The organism is Sphingomonas sp. PAMC26645, from assembly GCF_004795835.1.
GTDB lineage: Bacteria > Pseudomonadota > Alphaproteobacteria > Sphingomonadales > Sphingomonadaceae > Sphingomonas.
On sequence record NZ_CP039249.1, the window covers coordinates 2,528,125 to 2,543,356 of the forward strand.

15 protein-coding genes are annotated in these 15,232 nt (G+C 66.7%); 8 read left to right on the forward strand and 7 right to left on the reverse strand.

Annotated features, from left to right (window positions below; all coding sequences use genetic code 11):
* Positions 1 to 203: 203 nt before the first annotated feature.
* Positions 204 to 788, reverse strand: a complete 585-nt coding sequence (locus E5673_RS11700) for a glutathione binding-like protein (protein ID WP_136190143.1) — start codon at positions 786 to 788, stop codon at positions 204 to 206.
* 108 nt (positions 789 to 896) lie between these two features.
* On the opposite strand from E5673_RS11700, the gene E5673_RS11705 reads away from it, so the two are divergent.
* From E5673_RS11705 to E5673_RS11715, 3 genes are all read left to right on the forward strand, one after another.
* Complete coding sequence (locus E5673_RS11705; RefSeq protein WP_136190144.1) at positions 897 to 1,700, forward strand: transglutaminase-like domain-containing protein; 804 nt, start codon at positions 897 to 899, stop codon at positions 1,698 to 1,700.
* An 82-nt stretch (positions 1,701 to 1,782) separates the two neighbouring features.
* On the forward strand, positions 1,783 to 2,865 hold the full coding sequence (locus tag E5673_RS11710) for a glycosyltransferase (protein WP_136190145.1): 1,083 nt from the start codon (positions 1,783 to 1,785) through the stop codon (positions 2,863 to 2,865).
* Positions 2,862 to 3,944: a glycosyltransferase gene (locus tag E5673_RS11715; RefSeq protein WP_348769865.1), complete on the forward strand. Its 1,083-nt coding sequence runs from the start codon at positions 2,862 to 2,864 to the stop codon at positions 3,942 to 3,944. Before E5673_RS11710 ends, E5673_RS11715 begins: the two co-directional genes overlap by 4 nt.
* Here E5673_RS11715 and E5673_RS11720 read toward each other — a convergent pair.
* Together E5673_RS11720 and E5673_RS11725 are read right to left on the reverse strand one after the other, a co-directional pair.
* Positions 3,916 to 4,836, reverse strand: a complete 921-nt coding sequence (locus tag E5673_RS11720; protein ID WP_136190146.1) for a formyl transferase — start codon at positions 4,834 to 4,836, stop codon at positions 3,916 to 3,918. The two genes, E5673_RS11715 and E5673_RS11720, sit on opposite strands and share 29 nt — an antisense overlap.
* Before the next feature lie 64 nt (positions 4,837 to 4,900).
* The gene (locus tag E5673_RS11725; RefSeq protein ID WP_136190147.1) at positions 4,901 to 6,124 is read right to left on the reverse strand and encodes a hypothetical protein; all 1,224 of its coding nucleotides are present in this window, start codon (positions 6,122 to 6,124) and stop codon (positions 4,901 to 4,903) included.
* A 111-nt stretch (positions 6,125 to 6,235) separates the two neighbouring features.
* On the opposite strand from E5673_RS11725, the gene E5673_RS11730 reads away from it, so the two are divergent.
* The 4 genes from E5673_RS11730 to E5673_RS11745 are packed head-to-tail and all read left to right on the forward strand — an operon-like array spanning position 6,236 to position 11,519.
* The gene (locus tag E5673_RS11730; protein ID WP_247599360.1) at positions 6,236 to 7,600 is read left to right on the forward strand and encodes a lipopolysaccharide biosynthesis protein; all 1,365 of its coding nucleotides are present in this window, start codon (positions 6,236 to 6,238) and stop codon (positions 7,598 to 7,600) included.
* Positions 7,597 to 8,154, forward strand: a complete 558-nt coding sequence (locus tag E5673_RS11735; protein WP_247599361.1) for an RNA polymerase sigma factor — start codon at positions 7,597 to 7,599, stop codon at positions 8,152 to 8,154. The genes E5673_RS11730 and E5673_RS11735 overlap by 4 nt, the downstream gene beginning before the upstream one ends.
* Positions 8,126 to 9,139 (forward strand): FecR domain-containing protein, encoded by a 1,014-nt coding sequence (locus E5673_RS11740; protein ID WP_136190148.1) that lies wholly within the window; start codon positions 8,126 to 8,128, stop codon positions 9,137 to 9,139. The genes E5673_RS11735 and E5673_RS11740 overlap by 29 nt, the downstream gene beginning before the upstream one ends.
* Positions 9,093 to 11,519 (forward strand): TonB-dependent receptor, encoded by a 2,427-nt coding sequence (locus E5673_RS11745; RefSeq protein ID WP_136190149.1) that lies wholly within the window; start codon positions 9,093 to 9,095, stop codon positions 11,517 to 11,519. The genes E5673_RS11740 and E5673_RS11745 overlap by 47 nt, the downstream gene beginning before the upstream one ends.
* 4 nt (positions 11,520 to 11,523) lie before the next feature.
* Here E5673_RS11745 and E5673_RS11750 read toward each other — a convergent pair whose 3' ends face one another.
* Positions 11,524 to 12,021: a DUF2141 domain-containing protein gene (locus E5673_RS11750; RefSeq protein WP_247599362.1), complete on the reverse strand. Its 498-nt coding sequence runs from the start codon at positions 12,019 to 12,021 to the stop codon at positions 11,524 to 11,526.
* 233 nt (positions 12,022 to 12,254) lie between these two features.
* Here E5673_RS11750 and E5673_RS11755 point away from each other — a divergent pair, with 233 nt between their 5' ends.
* Complete coding sequence (locus E5673_RS11755; RefSeq protein WP_136190150.1) at positions 12,255 to 12,476, forward strand: hypothetical protein; 222 nt, start codon at positions 12,255 to 12,257, stop codon at positions 12,474 to 12,476.
* Between the two features lie 46 nt (positions 12,477 to 12,522).
* On the opposite strand, the gene E5673_RS11760 is transcribed toward E5673_RS11755, so the two are convergent.
* The 3 genes from E5673_RS11760 to E5673_RS11770 form a co-directional block, all read right to left on the reverse strand.
* A complete protein-coding gene (locus E5673_RS11760) occupies positions 12,523 to 13,419 on the reverse strand; it encodes a glycosidase (protein WP_136191485.1) in 897 nt (298 codons plus the stop codon).
* A complete protein-coding gene (locus E5673_RS11765) occupies positions 13,419 to 14,192 on the reverse strand; it encodes a glucose 1-dehydrogenase (protein WP_136190151.1) in 774 nt (257 codons plus the stop codon). The genes E5673_RS11760 and E5673_RS11765 overlap by 1 nt, the downstream gene beginning before the upstream one ends.
* Before the next feature lie 69 nt (positions 14,193 to 14,261).
* Positions 14,262 to 15,170, reverse strand: a complete 909-nt coding sequence (locus E5673_RS11770; RefSeq protein ID WP_136190152.1) for a LysR family transcriptional regulator — start codon at positions 15,168 to 15,170, stop codon at positions 14,262 to 14,264.
* Positions 15,171 to 15,232: the final 62 nt, after the last annotated feature.

The window sequence follows — 15,232 nt, forward strand, 5'->3', positions numbered from 1 at the left end:
TTGCCACCGTTCAGTACGTGAGTCAGGAATGTCGAAGACACCGTGATGGAGCCCCTGCGCGTCCGCAGAACACGCGTGGTCAAGCGGATCGTTAGTGCGCTCCGCATATGCGTCAGACCGATAAGCCAATGGCGACAAGAGTCACCGACCCCGAGTGAAGTCGAACGACCGGTTCGGACAGCGACCCTTGACGCCCAACCGCATCAGATCAGCCCCTCATGCTGCATCGCCGTCTGGACGGCCGAGCGCGCTTTCATCCGTTCCCGGAATGCTTCCAGTGGCGCCGGCACGTCGATCTGGTTCTTCGCCGCCCACAACAGCATCACGAACAGGTAGCAGTCCGCCACGCTGACGGCGTCCCCGAACAGATAGTCGCCCTCCATAGTATTGGCGAGATAGCCCATCCGCTTGACGATCGTCTCGCTGGCCTTGGCCTTCTCCTCATCGCTCCCGCCGGAGAAGAACGGCTTGAAGCTCTTGTGGATCTCGGTCGAGATGAAGGCGAGCGCCATGAGCAGGTGCGTGTGCCCCATCGCTCCGCTTGGTTTCAGCGCACTGTCCTGATGCGCAATCCAGTCGAGGATGGCTATGTTCTCCGTCAGCGTCTCGCCCGAGTCCAGGGTCAGGGCGGGGACGTATCCCTTCGGGTTGATCGTCGTATAGTCGGTGCCGCTCTCGGTCCGCTTGGCCTTGAGATCGACCTTCTCGTGTTCGAACGAAAGCCCGGCTTCGTGCAGCGCGATGTGATCTGCGAGGCTACAAGCGCCGGGGGAATAATAGAGCTTCATCGATGGTCTCCGCGTTGATCCTCCTGAACGCGCAAGCGCGGCAATAGCTGCGACCGCCACCCCGACCGCCGCTATTGCAGCATCGCTACGCGCACCCATCTCCGGTCGATGAACGACAATTTGATCCGCCTCGGTCTCCTCGACGAGGACGACATCATTCTCGATGAGGCCGCGCTTTCGCTGGCGCTGCTCGATCATCCAGACACCGACCCGATACCCTATCGCGCTCTGATCGACGCCGTGGCGACACGTCTCGAGGCGGTCGGCCGAGGCGCCGGTACCGCTGAAGAGCGCGCCGATGTCCTGTCGGAAGTGCTGGGCGAGGAGTTCGGCTTCGTCGGCGACCGCGAGACCTATGACGACCCCGCCAATGCCGACCTGATCCGTGTGATCGACCGGCGCCGCGGCTTGCCGGTAAGCCTGTCCATTCTCTACGTGGGTGCGGCACGCCGGATCGGATGGGCGGCCGACGCGCTCGATGTTCCCGGGCACGTACTGGTGATGGTCGGGGCCGAAGCGGCACCCGTGATCGTCGATCCGTTTCGCGGCGGGATGCGAGTCGACCGCGAGGCGCTGGCCGCTTTGGTGCTGGCGTCCAACACTGGACCTGCCGAAGCCGTGTCCCACATCGCGACGATGCCAAATCGCGCGATCTTGGTGCGGCTGTTGCTGAACCAGGCGACGCGCGCCGAGCAGGCGGGGCATGGCCGACGCGCGCTGGAACTCTATACGCGAATGACTTTGATGGCGCCTGCCTACGGGCACGCGTGGTGGGAGCGCGCGCGCCTGGAACTGGTCGACGGCGACGTGACGGCCGCGCGTGGCAGCCTGAGCGCGATGTTGGAGATCACGCGCGATCCCGATTTGCGACGGCGCGTGACGGATACGCTGGGGTCTCTGCCTCCAACCTAGCTCTCCTCTTTCGTGTCGGGGCACGGGGTCCCGCCCTAACAAAGCTTGGCGTCGGCGCGCTGTCGGCGCTAACCGCGCGGGAATGGCCGCGCTGTCGATCCTTATCGTCCTCCATGATTTCGCGCTGGGGGGCACCGAACGCGTTGCCGTGCGGCTCGCTGAAGCGTGGGCGAAGCGGGGTGCCGCGGTCACGATCTTTGCCGGTTCGGACGCCGGGCCGCTTCGGGCGTTGGCCGGCGAAGCGGTCGAGATCGTCGTTGCCGAGCCTTCGATCACACGTAGATCGGGCTCACGCAGGCGGTTGGCGCAGGCCGCGCGCGCGTTCGTCGAGCAGCGACGGTTCGACGGCGTCTTCATTCCCGGTAATTTCCATTGGCCGGTCGCCGCCGCGCTGGCTGGATCGGGCATACCCGTGGTCGCGCAGGTCAGCGCAGCGCTCGACAAGCCGCAGCGCGGTCGGCTGCGGCAATGGGCGTTCGAGGTTCGGATGCGATACCTTCTTCGCGGGGTGCAAGCCGTGGTCGCGCTGTCGGACGTCGCGCGCGATCAGGCCGACCGGATCCTGCGCCGTCCCGTGACGACGACGATCGCGTTGCCCGCACTGAGCGAAGACGCCTCGCCGCCATTGCCGATCCCCGAAACGAAGCCGCCGGTCATACTCGCCGCGGGGCGACTGGTCCCCGAAAAGGGGTTCGCGCGATTGATCGAGGCCTTTGCAAAACTGCGGGACGTCAAGGCGCGACTTGTCATCGTCGGGGACGGCCCGGAGGCGGATGCGTTACGTCGGCAGAGCGAGACGCTGGGTCTGGCCGATCGGGTAGAGCTTGTCGGGTATGTCACGGACATCCGGCCGTGGCTCGATACCGCGCGGCTGTTTGTGCTGGCGTCGGATTTTGAAGGCTATCCGGCGGTCCTGGTCGAAGCTCTTGCAGCGGGGCGGCCGGTGGTCGCGACCGACTGTACCCCGGCGACCCGTCTGCTCGATGCGTCGGGCGCGGGCATGGTCGTGCCTCTGGGCGACAGCGAGGCGTTGGCGTGCGCGATCGCGGCAATGCTCGCGCAATCTCCGCCCGATCCGGAAGCACTGGCGGCGTTGGTCGCACATCATCGGATAGGTGCGGTCGCGGCCGAGTATCTCGAACTGTTTGCGGGGTTGCGCGCGTGACCGATCGCCCGATGCGGATCGCCTATGTGATCAACTCGGTCGAGGGCGGCGGGGCTGCTTCCCCCGTGCCCGCGGTGCTCGACGTGTTGCGCGACGGCCGTGCGGAGGTGGCGGTTTTCGCGCTGACCGCACGCGATCGTCGCGGCGAGACGGCGATGCGCGCCGCCGGGCTCGACGTGCATGTGCGCGACGGCGGCGAGACCGATCACGCCGCCGCACTCCGCTGGCTCGACACGACTCTCAAGGACTGGGCGCCGACGCATCTCTGGACCTCGCTCACCCGTGCGACCCTGCTCGGCCAGATCGTCGGCGTCCGGCGGGGATGGCCTGTGGTCAGTTGGCAGCACGCCGCCTTCCTCAAGCCGGCCAACCGCATTTTACTACGCGCGATGCAGCGCCTGTCGCGGCTGTGGGTCGGCGACTCCACCGCAGTGACGCGACTGACCGCGGAACGTCTGCACGTTCCCCCCGAGCGTCTAGTCCAATGGTCGATCTTCCGCGCGGATCCCGAAGCGCTTCAAGCGACGCCGTGGCGGCCGGGCCAGCCCATTCGGATCGGTAGCCTGGGCCGTCTGCACCGCGTGAAGGGCTACGACGTACTGGTCGAAGCGCTGGCGCTGCTCGATACGTCGACATCGTACGAGATGGTGATCGCGGGGGACGGCGCAGAACGGGACGCTCTCAAAGCTCGCGCGAACGCTCTCGGCATAAAGACGCTGCGGTTCGCGGGCTATGCGGCTGACCCCGCGGCATTCCTGGCAAGCTGCCATCTCTACGTGCAGCCATCGCGCTCCGAAGGCCTTTGCGTGGCAGCGCACGAGGCGATGCAGGCGGGGCTGCCTGTGATCGCTTCGGCGGTCGGCGAACTCCCCGGTAGCATCGTCGACGGCGAGACCGGCTTCACCGTCCCCCCGGGCGATCCGGTTGCACTCGCCGCCGCGATGTCGCGCGCGCTCGCCAAGCCGGCGCAACTGGGAGCGATGGGGCAGGCGGGTCGCGAGCGCGTTCTCGCGACATTCGGGCCGGACCGGTTCGCCGCGACCGGTATTGCTATCCTCGAACGGATTCGCGCCTTCTAGGACGCAATTTTTTGATCTCTCGGACCGCTTCGATAGAGAGACCATGCAACGACAATTCGGTACGTTTCATATCCACCAGCGTCACCGGCCCCGCCGCCGACAGCGTGTGAAACCCTTCGACGAACGGCGCGGAAGAGGCCGGCGGGACCATCGCGTCGCCCACCTCGGCCTCGAACCGTTCGGTGGTCAAAACGGTCATCGTCAGCGGCCGAATCGCGCCACCGTAGGTCCGGCTGCAATCCTGCACCGGCAGCACGATCCGGCCATCAATCACCAGCGGCATCCCGCCCGGTCGCGCGCTGGCGACATCGACCCGCACAGGGTTCATCGGATGCGGCGTCCACGGTCCCGCCAGCCGGTCCGCATAGGCGACGTGCAGCGCGCTCATCTTGTCCGGCTCGCGGTCGGCCGAGGTGTAGAACAACCACCACCGCCCGTCGTGAAACACCGGCGTCGCGTCGACCGCGACGTGATCGAGTTCGATCACGTGCGCGGGCTCCCACCGGGTCGGGAAGTCCACCGCACGATACAGCCTCAGCCGGTTCGAACGATGCGCCTCGGGCAGCATCCACGTCTCGCCCTCCGCCTCGAACACTAGCGGATAGGAAAGGTGCCAGGGCTCGTTCAGCACCGGCTGACGGTCGACCAGGCGGAAGTCGGCGTCATAGACCAGCACTTCGATCGCGCCGATCCGGACTCGGTAGTCATAGGTCTCGACGAACACGTACAGCCGCCCGTCGCGCCACAGCCCGAACGGGTCGGCGAGAAACTGGAAGCTGCCCATCGGCGGCAGCCACATCAGGGGGAACCCCTCGATCGAGCCGCGCGCGACGATCGCCTCGGCAGTCGCCATCACGATCGCGGGGCGCCAGATATCCTTGCGTAGAGCCACGGTGGTCGATCGATCCCAAACGCCGCGTCCGACAGGGGCGCCGCGCGGGCCTTCTCGCGGCTGATCAGGCTACGCGCAACCCCTGCGTTCCGGTGACCGTTTCGAGTTCGCGCTCGGGTAGCACTGTCGGGACGGTATCGCCGAGCACGCTCATCACCGCCCGCGCCGCACGGACCGCGGAGCGCTCCGCGGTCAGTTCGAAGCTGCGCTGAAACAGCGCGCGCTGCACGGGACGATAGCGATCATGCTGCGCCACCGCGCGGTCGAGCGCGGCGCCGAGGTCCTCGGTACTGGTGACGACTTCGCCCGCCTGCCAGTGCGCATAGTTCGCATCGCCGTCCCACGCCGTCGCATGCGCATCGAGGAACAGGCACGGGCGCGGCGTGTGGAGGAACTCGTACACCTGGCTGCTCACGTCGCCGAAATAGATGTCCGCCGCCGCGGTATAGGTCATGTCGGTCGATGCGGCCGATCCGAGATCGACATGGATGTTCGGCGCATCGAGGAAACGCTGCTCGATCACGCCCGCGCGGTCGATCCGGAACTTGTCGATCGTCAGCACGAACTTGCGGTGGAACAGCATGACGTGCGGCGCGAAGATCAGATTATAGCGGTCGTCGTGCAGGAAATGCTCGAGCACCGCGCGGCCCTGCGCATACCAAGACGACAGATGCGGCGACGGGTGCGGGTTGTAGAGCACGGTCGGCTTGCCGTTAGCCTGGAACGGCAGGCGCGGCGCGGGCTCCGGCATCAGGTCGAACTTGGGATAGCCGATCAGGCTCATCCGGTTGAACGGCACGCCGGCCTCGCGGTGCAGGCGCTGGCGGATCTTGCTACCCGACACGAGGACGTGATCGAACGTCGCGCTGTGCTTGTTGAAGCCGATCGCCCGGTCGCCCGCACCGTGGCGCGTATGGATGATCTTGAGATCGTCGAGGCCATAGCGCGTCTTGAGCAGCAGCGACGTCTTCTCGGCGACCACCAGCGCGTCGAGCGACCGGAAGAAATCGAGATTGTCGCGGTAGATACCGATCTTGGTCACCGGCAGCGCCCATTCGAGCGAGCTCGCCAGCGCGCGCGTCGATGCGCGACGCAGGCCCAGTTCGACCAAGGGAACGGTGACGCCGAGCCGCGCGCACAGGCGCCGCACTTCGTCGGTTAGCCGTGCGTTGGTGGTCGCGACGACGATCTCCGCATCGGGATAGCCCTCCGCCATCGCCAGGGCAGTCGGGAGAGCGTGCGCGACCTGATGAACCTGGTCGTGATTGAACAGAAAACCGATCTTCATGGCCGGTAGACGTTCCCGGCGCCGGGCATCCTCACTAAATATTTTGTCATCTGGCCGATCACGCGGAACTTTCCGTTCGTCGGCGCAACGCTCCGCGTCTAAGCGCTCGCGATGCGTTCGCTTTTCCACCGTATGACGTCCCGGCAGGCGGACTCCGCCAAAGCTGGGGCGGGACGCGGCGATCGGTCGGGGCTGTGGCTGGTGTTGGCGAACCTCGGTCACCTGCTCGGCGGCAAGGCGGCGGCGGGCATCATGAGCCTCGTCTACCTCGTGCTGGTGACGCACCGGCTGGGTGCGGCCGATTATGGCGTGCTGGTGCTGGTCAACGCCTATGCCGTCCTGATCGGCAGCGTCCTCGCGTTCTCCGGATTCCACGGCGTGGTTCGGTATGGCGGGCTGGCGCTGGAGGCGGGCGATCGGGCCGGGTTCGCGCGGATCGTCCGGTTCATGGCGGTGATCGAACTCGGCTGCGGTGCCGCCGCGGTGGTCGTGGCGGCGCTGCTGGTGCCGCTGATCGGACCACGGCTTGGCTGGTCGCCCGACACGATCCGGATTGCCATTCCCTATTCGCTCGCGGTGATCGCGACGGTGCGCGCGACGCCACAAGGACTGCTGCAGATCGCCGACCGGTTCGACCTGATCGGCATCCACCAGGCGGTGTCGCCGCTGATCCGCCTGGTCGGTGCGCTCGGGGTCTGGTTCGCGGGCGGGGGGCTGATCGGGTTCATCGCGGTCTGGCTGGTCGCCGCCGTCGCCGAGGGGCTGGCGATGTGGGGCTTCGGCTGGGTGGCGTGGCGCAAGCTTGCCGGGGGCGAACCATTGCGCGGACCTTGGCGCGGCACGGCGCGCGATACCGAGGGGCTCAAGCGCTTCATCCTCATCACCAACTTCGACATCACGGTCCGGGAGCTCGCGCCGAACCTCGCGCCGTTGACGGTCGGCTGGTTGCTCGGGCCGGCGGCGGCAGGATTGCTCGCATTGACGCAGCGCGCGACGTCGTTGCTCGCCCAGCCGACGGTGCTGCTGAGCCAGGCCAGCTACGCCGTGCTCGCCGCCCAGGTCGCGCGCGGTGATCTGAAGGCGTTGCGGCACACGGTCTGGCGCAGCGCGGGACTGGCGCTCGCAGTGGCGCTGCCGATCGTTCTGGTTCTCGCTTTTGCGGGCAACCGCCTGCTGGTGACGCTGGGCGGCGCGAGCTTTGAAGGCGGCACGGTCCTCTTGATCCTCATTGCCGGCGCGCGTGCCGCAGGGCTCGCAAGCGCACCAATGGCCTCGGGTCTGACCGCACTCGGACTGCCGGGCCGCTCGATGACCATCGGCCTCGTCACCAGTCTCGTGCTCTACCCGCTGCTGCCCGCGATGCTGTGGGCGTTCGGGGCCGACGGGGCAGGGTGGCACGCGCTGCTCCAGAACGGCGTCGCGATCATTGCGCTTGCGGTGCTGTTCCGCCGCGATGCGAAGGCCGACCCGGCATGACCCTGGGCGGGCTCCGCGCCGTATTCCTCGCTGAGCGCGCGATGCTGCTGCGGCTGCTCGTCGCGCGACTGGGCAGCGTCGAGGAGGCGGAGGACGCGTTGCAGGATCTGTGGCTGAAGCTGGAGACGGTGACCGGCGGCCCGATCGCCGAACCGCTCGGCTATATCTGCCGGATGGCGAACAACATCGCGGTCGACCGTCGCCGTCGCGCGGCGCGGCGGGCGGACCGCGACACCGACTGGCTGGAAACGCAGGCGACCGCCGACGAGCATCCCGATGCCGAACGCGCGTTGATCGCGCGCGAACGGCTCGGTAGGGTCGAGGCGACGCTCACCGGCCTGCCCGATCGCGTGGCGACCGCGTTCCGCCTCTACCGGTTCGAGGACCTGCCGCAGAAGGCGATCGCCGAGCAGATGGGCATAACCGTCAGTGGCGTCGAGAAACTGCTGCACCGCGCGTATCTGCGAATTCACTTGCAACGGGGCAATTCCGGTGCGGATATCCCGCAGGCAGGACGTCTCACTCATGAGGAGGACCAGCGCGATGGTCGATGAGTGGGGCAAGGACGGCGATTACGGCCCGGGTTACGGCGAACACGCCGCGGCCGAGGCGGTCGCGTGGCACATCCGTTTGCCGACTGCCGATGGTGGCGCATGGACGGCGTTTGCCGACTGGCTGGAGACTGACCCGCAGCATGCACGTGCCTATGACGCGCTGGCGGTATCGGACGCGGAACTGACCGACGCGCTGTCGCCGCCAGACTGGTCGCAAGCAATACCGCTGGTTGCCGCCAACGACGATCGACCGACACCGCGGCGGCGCTGGGTGCTGGGAACCGTCGGCGGACTGGCTGCGGCCGGGATCGTCGGCGTCATGCTGCCGCTCGAAAACCCATCGACGACGGCGGCGCGGATTATCGAGACACCGGCCGGGGTTCGCCGCAGCGTGACGCTCGCCGACGGCAGCCGTATCGACCTGAACGGCGGCACTAGGCTCGCGGTCGACGACGGCAATGCGCGGCTGGTCACGCTGGAACGCGGCGAAGCGATCTTCCGGGTCACGCACGACGTCGCCCATCCGTTCGTGGTCCAGTCAGGGACGATGCGGTTGCAGGACGTCGGCACCGTATTCAACGTCGCTCGCGTCGGTACGCATCTCGGCGTTCAGGTTGCTGAGGGTGCAGTGATGTTCCAGCCCGAACAGGAGCGCATCATGCTGACCGCCGGTGCGGCGCTGTCACACGTCGATGGCGGCGCACCGCGGATGTCGGGTATCGCGATCGACGACGTCGGCAGCTGGCGTAAAGGCCGGCTGGTGTTCCAGCAGACGCCGGTTCGGCTCGTCGCCGCAGCTTTGGAACGCAGCACCGGTACGGTCGTCCGCGTCGCTCCCGGACTGGCGGAAACGCGGTTCACCGGATCGATCGGCGTGGCGGGCGGTGCCGACAGCCTGATCCCGCGCGCCGCAGCGCTGATCGGCGCTCGAGCGGAGCATGCTAACGGCCGCTGGCGTCTGGTTGGAGGCCATGCCGGTCCGTAAACTCCGCCTGGCCGTATCGCTCCTCGCCGCCACCCTGATCACACCGTCGCTGTCTACGCCTGCTCACGCAGCGGAGCGGCGGGCGATCGCCGTTGCGCCGGGGCCGCTCGATCGCGCGGTCGCGGTGCTTGCGCAGCAGGCGGGCGTCGATATCGGCAGTGCGGAGCCTGGCTTGTCGCGGGTCATGACGCGGGGGGCAAAGGGTCGACTGACCGCGGCCGCAGCCCTTGACCAAATGCTCGCAGGCAGCCCGTACACCGCGCAGCGACTTGGCGGAGGCAGCTTTAGGATCGTTCGTCGCGCTGTCGTCCAGCAACCAGTTGCGCGCGGACGCCAACCGAAACCGAGACTCCCGCTGACGCCGCCGCCGGTCGAAGTGTCTCCCGAAATCATCGTCACCGCGACCAAGCGCGCGACGTCGCGACTACGCTTTCCCGGCGCGCTCACCATCCTGCGACCGGCAAGCACCGTGAACATCCGCAACGATGCCGCGAACGGCATGGACGAGGCGATCGCCGCGACGCCGATCCTGCAGAGCACGGCGCTTGGTGCGGGTCGCAACAAGCTGTTCATTCGCGGGGTCGCGGACAGCAGCTTCACCGGACCGACGCAATCGACCGCCAACGTCTATTTTGGCGAGGTACCGGTCGCCTATAACGGTCCCGAACCGGGGCTGAACCTGTACGACGTCGACCAGGTCGAAGTGCTCGAAGGCCCGCAGGGCACGCTGTACGGCGCAGGCGCAATCGGGGGGATCGTCAGGCTGGTGCCGCACGCGGTCGATCTGTCGGGGGTGTCGGCCAATGTGTCGGGCGGCGTCAGCGCGACCAAGTCGGGCGATCCAGGCGGCGATATCGCCGGGATGGTCAACATACCGATCGAGACGGGCGTCGCTGGCGTACGCGCGGTCGGCTACCGGGTCGTCGAAGGCGGCTATATCGACGACGTGCGCCGCGGCCTGCGCAACGTCAACCGCGTGGCGACGACGGGCGGACGTCTGGACGTGCGCGTCGTTCCGGCGAGCGGGTGGACGGTCGACGCGGGCGTCGTGATCCAGAATCTGACTGCCCCCGACCTGCAATATGCCGAGCGCGGAATGGGATCGCTCTCGCGCGCGTCCCTGCTGGCGCAGCCGTTCAGCCAGCAATATTTCCTCGGACGTGTCGTGGTCGACAGGCGTTGGGAGGACGGGCTGCACCTCGTCTCGGCGACCGGGTTCGTCCACCGCGATGCGGCGAGCCGGTTCGACGCCACGCGGCCGATCCGTCCGAACGCACCGATCGCCTATGACACCGACGAACGCAGCCGCTTGTTCTCGCACGAGACACGGCTCTCCCGCGCAAAGCCGAACGGCGCCGGTTGGCTGGTCGGCGTCGCACTGATCCACGCGCGCGACGCCTATGCGCGCAAATACGGCGCGCCCGACAACCTGCGCGACATCGTCGGCGTCACCAATCGCACACTCGACGCAGCGGTGTTCGGCGAGGCGGGGATCGCGATCAGCCCGGCGTTGACCATCACCGCAGGTGCACGACTGACGCATCAGCGCACCGACGGCGACCCGATCGCCAAGCTCAAGACGACGACATACATCCGCGGACTAAGTTCGACCCGACTTGATCCGACGCTCGGCGTATCCTGGCTGCTGACCCCGACGCTGGCGGCGTATGCGCGCTACCAATCGGGTTTTCGGACCGGGGGGATCACCGTGGCGCCGGGCGTCGGCCGCGTTACCGATCTCGTTAGCGATACAATCCACGTCGGGGAGATCGGCCTGCGCAGGGAGCGCCATGGACCGCTCGGGCTTTCCGCATCGATCGGTGCATCGCTGACCGACTGGCGGCATATCCAGGCGGATCTGGTCGACAAATCCGGTTTTCCGTTCACCACCAATCTCGGCAACAGCCACATCTATGGGCTTGAGGCGAGCGCCAACTGGGTGCCGCTGTCCGGCTTGAAGATCGACATGGCGATGTTCCTCAACGATACGCGTGTCGCCGATCCCGATCCGGCATTCCGTCGGCAGGTCGGCGCACGGCTGCCCAACACGCCGCCGTTCGCGGTATCGGGAAGCGTCGGCTATGAATGGTCGCTCAGCGCCGATACGCACGCCAGCGTCGACGCGGGTTGGCGCTACGTCGGCCGGTCGACCGTCGGGACGCAGGCCCCGCTCGACGTGTCACAGGGGGAATATGGCAGCACGCACCTCGGCGGTACGTGGAGCAGGAACAACATTCGTCTGACCGCCACCGTCGAGAATGTGTTCGACGTGAAGGGAGACCGCTTTGCGGGCGGCAACCCGTTCGCGCTGGCGGCGCGTAACGAATACACGCCACTGCGCCCGCGCACGTTCCGGCTGGGCGGCGCGATCGGCTGGTGATCGATCAGCGGATCGGTTGCAACGATCCGCCTTGCAGGTAGGTGAGGGTGACCGGCACGACCGTCGTGCCCGATCCGACCCGCACCTGGACGATCTTCGGATCGGGCTTGCGTGAGAACAGCATGTCGAACAGCGTGACATGCGGATTGCCCGACGCCCCGCCGCCGTCACTGCGGTCGGTCTTGTCGTTGGCGTTGATGTCGTGGCGCACGTCGACAGCATAGACGCCCGGCCGATCGACCGGCATGCAGATGGCGACCCGGCCTTCGCGCGGCGTCGGAACTTCGGTGCGCAACAGCGTCTTTTTCTTGTCAAAATAGGTCGAGGGCGCCCCCCCGAACGTGCGGACACGAACGGTTCCGGTGCGCGCCTTGAACCCCTCGACGATCACCAGCATCGCCGGATGGGTGCTACCCACTGTGCATTTCGCAGCGTCGGGACCGATCGGTTTCAAGGCGGCATTGGGCGTCATCGACAACGCCGCGAGATACAGGGCAATCATGGTTCGTGGCTTTCGGTTCTTTCGGATCGGGATGCAACGCCGGCGCGTCGTACCCCGGATCAGTGGATGTGCCGCTCGTTACAGGACTACCGCATCTTCAATATCTTATGGCGGACAGTTCGTATCGTTGGAGAGAACCTCGCGCATGTCGAACATGACGAATTTCTCACGGAACACGGTGGCGGCTTGAACGGTATTTCAGGTCTTGCTGCAGTGCTTTCAAGGATACCACCATGCGCTTCATTCCCCTTCTCGCTCTTCCGCTCCTCGCGATGACGGCGTCGCCCGTGTTGGCGAAGGGCTGCATCCGCGGCGCTGCTGCCGGCGGCGTTGGCGGGCATTTCGTCGGTAAGGGACACGCGGTTGCTGGTGCCGCCATCGGGTGCGTCGTTGCACATCACCACTACGCCAAGCAGGCACGCGCGCAGAAAGCCGCTGCCCGCACCCACGGCTGATGATCAAGGGTCGCGGACGGTACGCCGCTCGCGACCTTTCTCGTGGTCAGCGGCTATAGCGTCCGATCAACGCGCGCCGCAGCATGCGGTCCTCGAGCGAATAATAGAGTGCGATCCGGTCGCCTTCGGCGACGGTAGATGCCGCGAACGCGATATCGGTGGCCTCACGGCTCAGCGCAGGTGGCGGCACAAGCAGCGGTTCCAACCCGCGCCCCGTGACCCGCGAGAGATCGGGACTGAAGCTGATCCAGCCGATCCGCCACCGTGCATCATGCGTCGCGCCGTTGTAGAACATTACCGGGTCGGCGCCCTCAGCCTGCCAGATCGGCCCGGTCGACAGATGCCAATTGTCCCAACTGTCCTCGCGTATCCCGAACGGATCGGGCAGCACGGTCCACGGTCCCTTTGCAGTGGGTCCGCCCGCCATGCCGATCCGCGACGCGCCATCCGCGGCGTATTCGTAGAACAGCCGCCAGTCGCCAGCACTCGTCTGCACCAGCGTGGCTTCCTTGATGTTGCCCTCGCCCGGCGGCGCCTTGAGCACCAGATCCTCCTTGACCAGCGCCGTCAGGTCGCGGCCGGCGGCGAGGATCATGCAGCCCTGCGAGCGGTCCGCATCGACGCCGGTGTAGTAGATCAGATATTCGTGGTCGGGCGTCGTCAGGACGGTGGGATCTTCGCACCCACCCATGTCCTCCGCGCCGGGGCCGGGGGTTATCGCTAAGCCCGGATCCATCGTGAACGACAGCCCGTCGCGGCTTTCGCCGCGGGCGATGATCCCGGTCGGGTCGTGCGGTCCGAGCGGATGGGGAACACCGCGGACCATGATCCGGTAGAGGCCGCCTTCCTTCCAGACGAACGGGCTCATCAGATCCATGCCATCGATCACCGAATTGGCCGAGATCGCGACGGTGTCGAGCTGCTCGACCGCGTAGGTGACCATCACGCGTCTTGCGCCACGGTCAACGACAGCGCGCCGTCGATCGTCACCGTCGTGCCGGTGATATAGTCCGCGGCGGGGGAGAGCAGGAACGTCACCAGCGACGCCACCTCGTCGGGCCGTCCGGCGCGCTTCCACGGGATCGCGGCCTCTTTGGCGGCGAGCTCCTGCGGATGATCGAGCGCGGACTGGTTCATCGGCGTCAGGATCATGCCCGGCGCGACACCGTTGACCGCGATGCCCTTCGGCGCAAGTTCGAGCGCCAGCGTCGCCGTCAGTTGCGACAGGCCGCCCTTAGCGGAGTCATAGTCGACGCCGCCGGGTCGCGGCGCACGTTCGTGGATCGACGAGATGTTGACGATGCGGCCTTTGATGTTCTTGGCTTCGAGGGCGCGTACCATGCGGCGACAGGTGAGGAACGGGCCGTAGAGGTCGGAGCGGATCACTCGGTCGAACTGGGCCAGTTCCATATCTACCAGCATGACGCCGCTCATGTTGAGGCCCGCGGAGTTGACGAGCAGCGTAACCGTGCCGAACGCTGCTTCCGCCTGCGCGAACAAATGTTCGATCGCGGTTTCGTCGCCGACGTCGGCCTGGACGGCGATCGCACGGTCGGTGCCGCCGATCGCCGCGCATACAGCCTGCGCCGCCGCCGCGTCCTTGAAATAGGTGATGACGACGCGCGCGCCGGCCTCGCCGAGCGCCTTGGCACAAGCAGCACCAATGCCGGATTCACCGCCGGTGACGATAGCGATTTGATCGTTGAGGATGGTCATCCTTCCCCAACAGGCGATGCGACCCCGAGTTGCAGTAAATGGCGGGATGACGCGCTTTTCACCTCGTCGTCATGCAATCCGAAGTCCGCTGGTCAGTGCATCGAGCAGCGCATCAACCTTCGGGCTCAGTTGACGTCGCCGGGGCCAGACCAGATGCAGCGGAAGCCCCGCCGTCGCCAGTTCGGGAAGGACCTCGACCAGGTCGCCACGCGCGAGTTCGTCCTCGATCAACCAGGTCGCGAGTTGCGCGATACCGAAACCAGCCTTGACCGCGCCGACCTGGGCCTCCGCGCTGCCGAGGACGATCCGGCCATCCATCGCGCGCTCGTCGATGCGGCCAGCGCCGTCGGCAAAACGCCACTTGATCGTGCTGCCGTCGCCGCGACCGTAGAGGATGCAGTCGAACCGCGCGAGATCGTCCGCCGCTGCCGGTGTCCCGCGCCGCGCGAGATAGGCAGGGGCGGCGCAGATTATCACGCGCTCGCTGCCGAGATAGCGATGGCCGAGATTGTCCGCCCATGGCTCCGACGCGCCGATCCGGATCGCGACGTCGATGCCCTCCTCGACGATGTCGATCTTCCGGTCGGTGAAGGTGATGCTCGGGCGTAAATTCGGATGGCGTTCGGCGAAGGCGAGCAACAGCGGCATCGCCTGCATCCGCCCGAACGCGATCGGTACGTCGACCTTCAGCCGTCCGACGATCTCCGACCGGTGCGCTGCCAGTACCGCTTCGGCATCGGCAAGATCTTCGAGCACGCGGACGCAGGTCTCGTAGAAGGCGGCGCCGACGTCGGTCAGCGTCAGGCGACGAGTGGTTCGTTCGAACAGCCGGCTACCCAGCCGCGCCTCAAGCCTGGCGACGCTCTTGCTGACCGCGGAGTTGGTCAAGTTCAGCCGCACACCGGCCGCGGTGAAGCTGCCGGCGTCGGCGGTACAGACAAAAGCTTCGATGCCCTTGAGGCGTTCGGAGGGGATCATGCGACTCCATTCTGGAATTATTGTCCCGCCATACGCGAAAACATGCCGCAAGACGTCGCTTT

Coding starts and splice junctions, on each gene's coding strand:
- E5673_RS11700 (WP_136190143.1), bottom strand. CDS start 788: ATGAAGCTCTATTATTCCCCCGGCGCTTGTAGCCTCGCAGATCACATC.
- E5673_RS11705 (WP_136190144.1), top strand. CDS start 897: ATGAACGACAATTTGATCCGCCTCGGTCTCCTCGACGAGGACGACATC.
- E5673_RS11710 (WP_136190145.1), top strand. CDS start 1,783: ATGGCCGCGCTGTCGATCCTTATCGTCCTCCATGATTTCGCGCTGGGG.
- E5673_RS11725 (WP_136190147.1), bottom strand. CDS start 6,124: ATGAAGATCGGTTTTCTGTTCAATCACGACCAGGTTCATCAGGTCGCG.
- E5673_RS11730 (WP_247599360.1), top strand. CDS start 6,236: ATGCGTTCGCTTTTCCACCGTATGACGTCCCGGCAGGCGGACTCCGCC.
- E5673_RS11735 (WP_247599361.1), top strand. CDS start 7,597: ATGACCCTGGGCGGGCTCCGCGCCGTATTCCTCGCTGAGCGCGCGATG.
- E5673_RS11740 (WP_136190148.1), top strand. CDS start 8,126: ATGAGGAGGACCAGCGCGATGGTCGATGAGTGGGGCAAGGACGGCGAT.
- E5673_RS11745 (WP_136190149.1), top strand. CDS start 9,093: ATGCTAACGGCCGCTGGCGTCTGGTTGGAGGCCATGCCGGTCCGTAAA.
- E5673_RS11750 (WP_247599362.1), bottom strand. CDS start 12,021: ATGATTGCCCTGTATCTCGCGGCGTTGTCGATGACGCCCAATGCCGCC.
- E5673_RS11755 (WP_136190150.1), top strand. CDS start 12,255: ATGCGCTTCATTCCCCTTCTCGCTCTTCCGCTCCTCGCGATGACGGCG.
- E5673_RS11760 (WP_136191485.1), bottom strand. CDS start 13,419: ATGGTCACCTACGCGGTCGAGCAGCTCGACACCGTCGCGATCTCGGCC.
- E5673_RS11765 (WP_136190151.1), bottom strand. CDS start 14,192: ATGACCATCCTCAACGATCAAATCGCTATCGTCACCGGCGGTGAATCC.
- E5673_RS11770 (WP_136190152.1), bottom strand. CDS start 15,170: ATGATCCCCTCCGAACGCCTCAAGGGCATCGAAGCTTTTGTCTGTACC.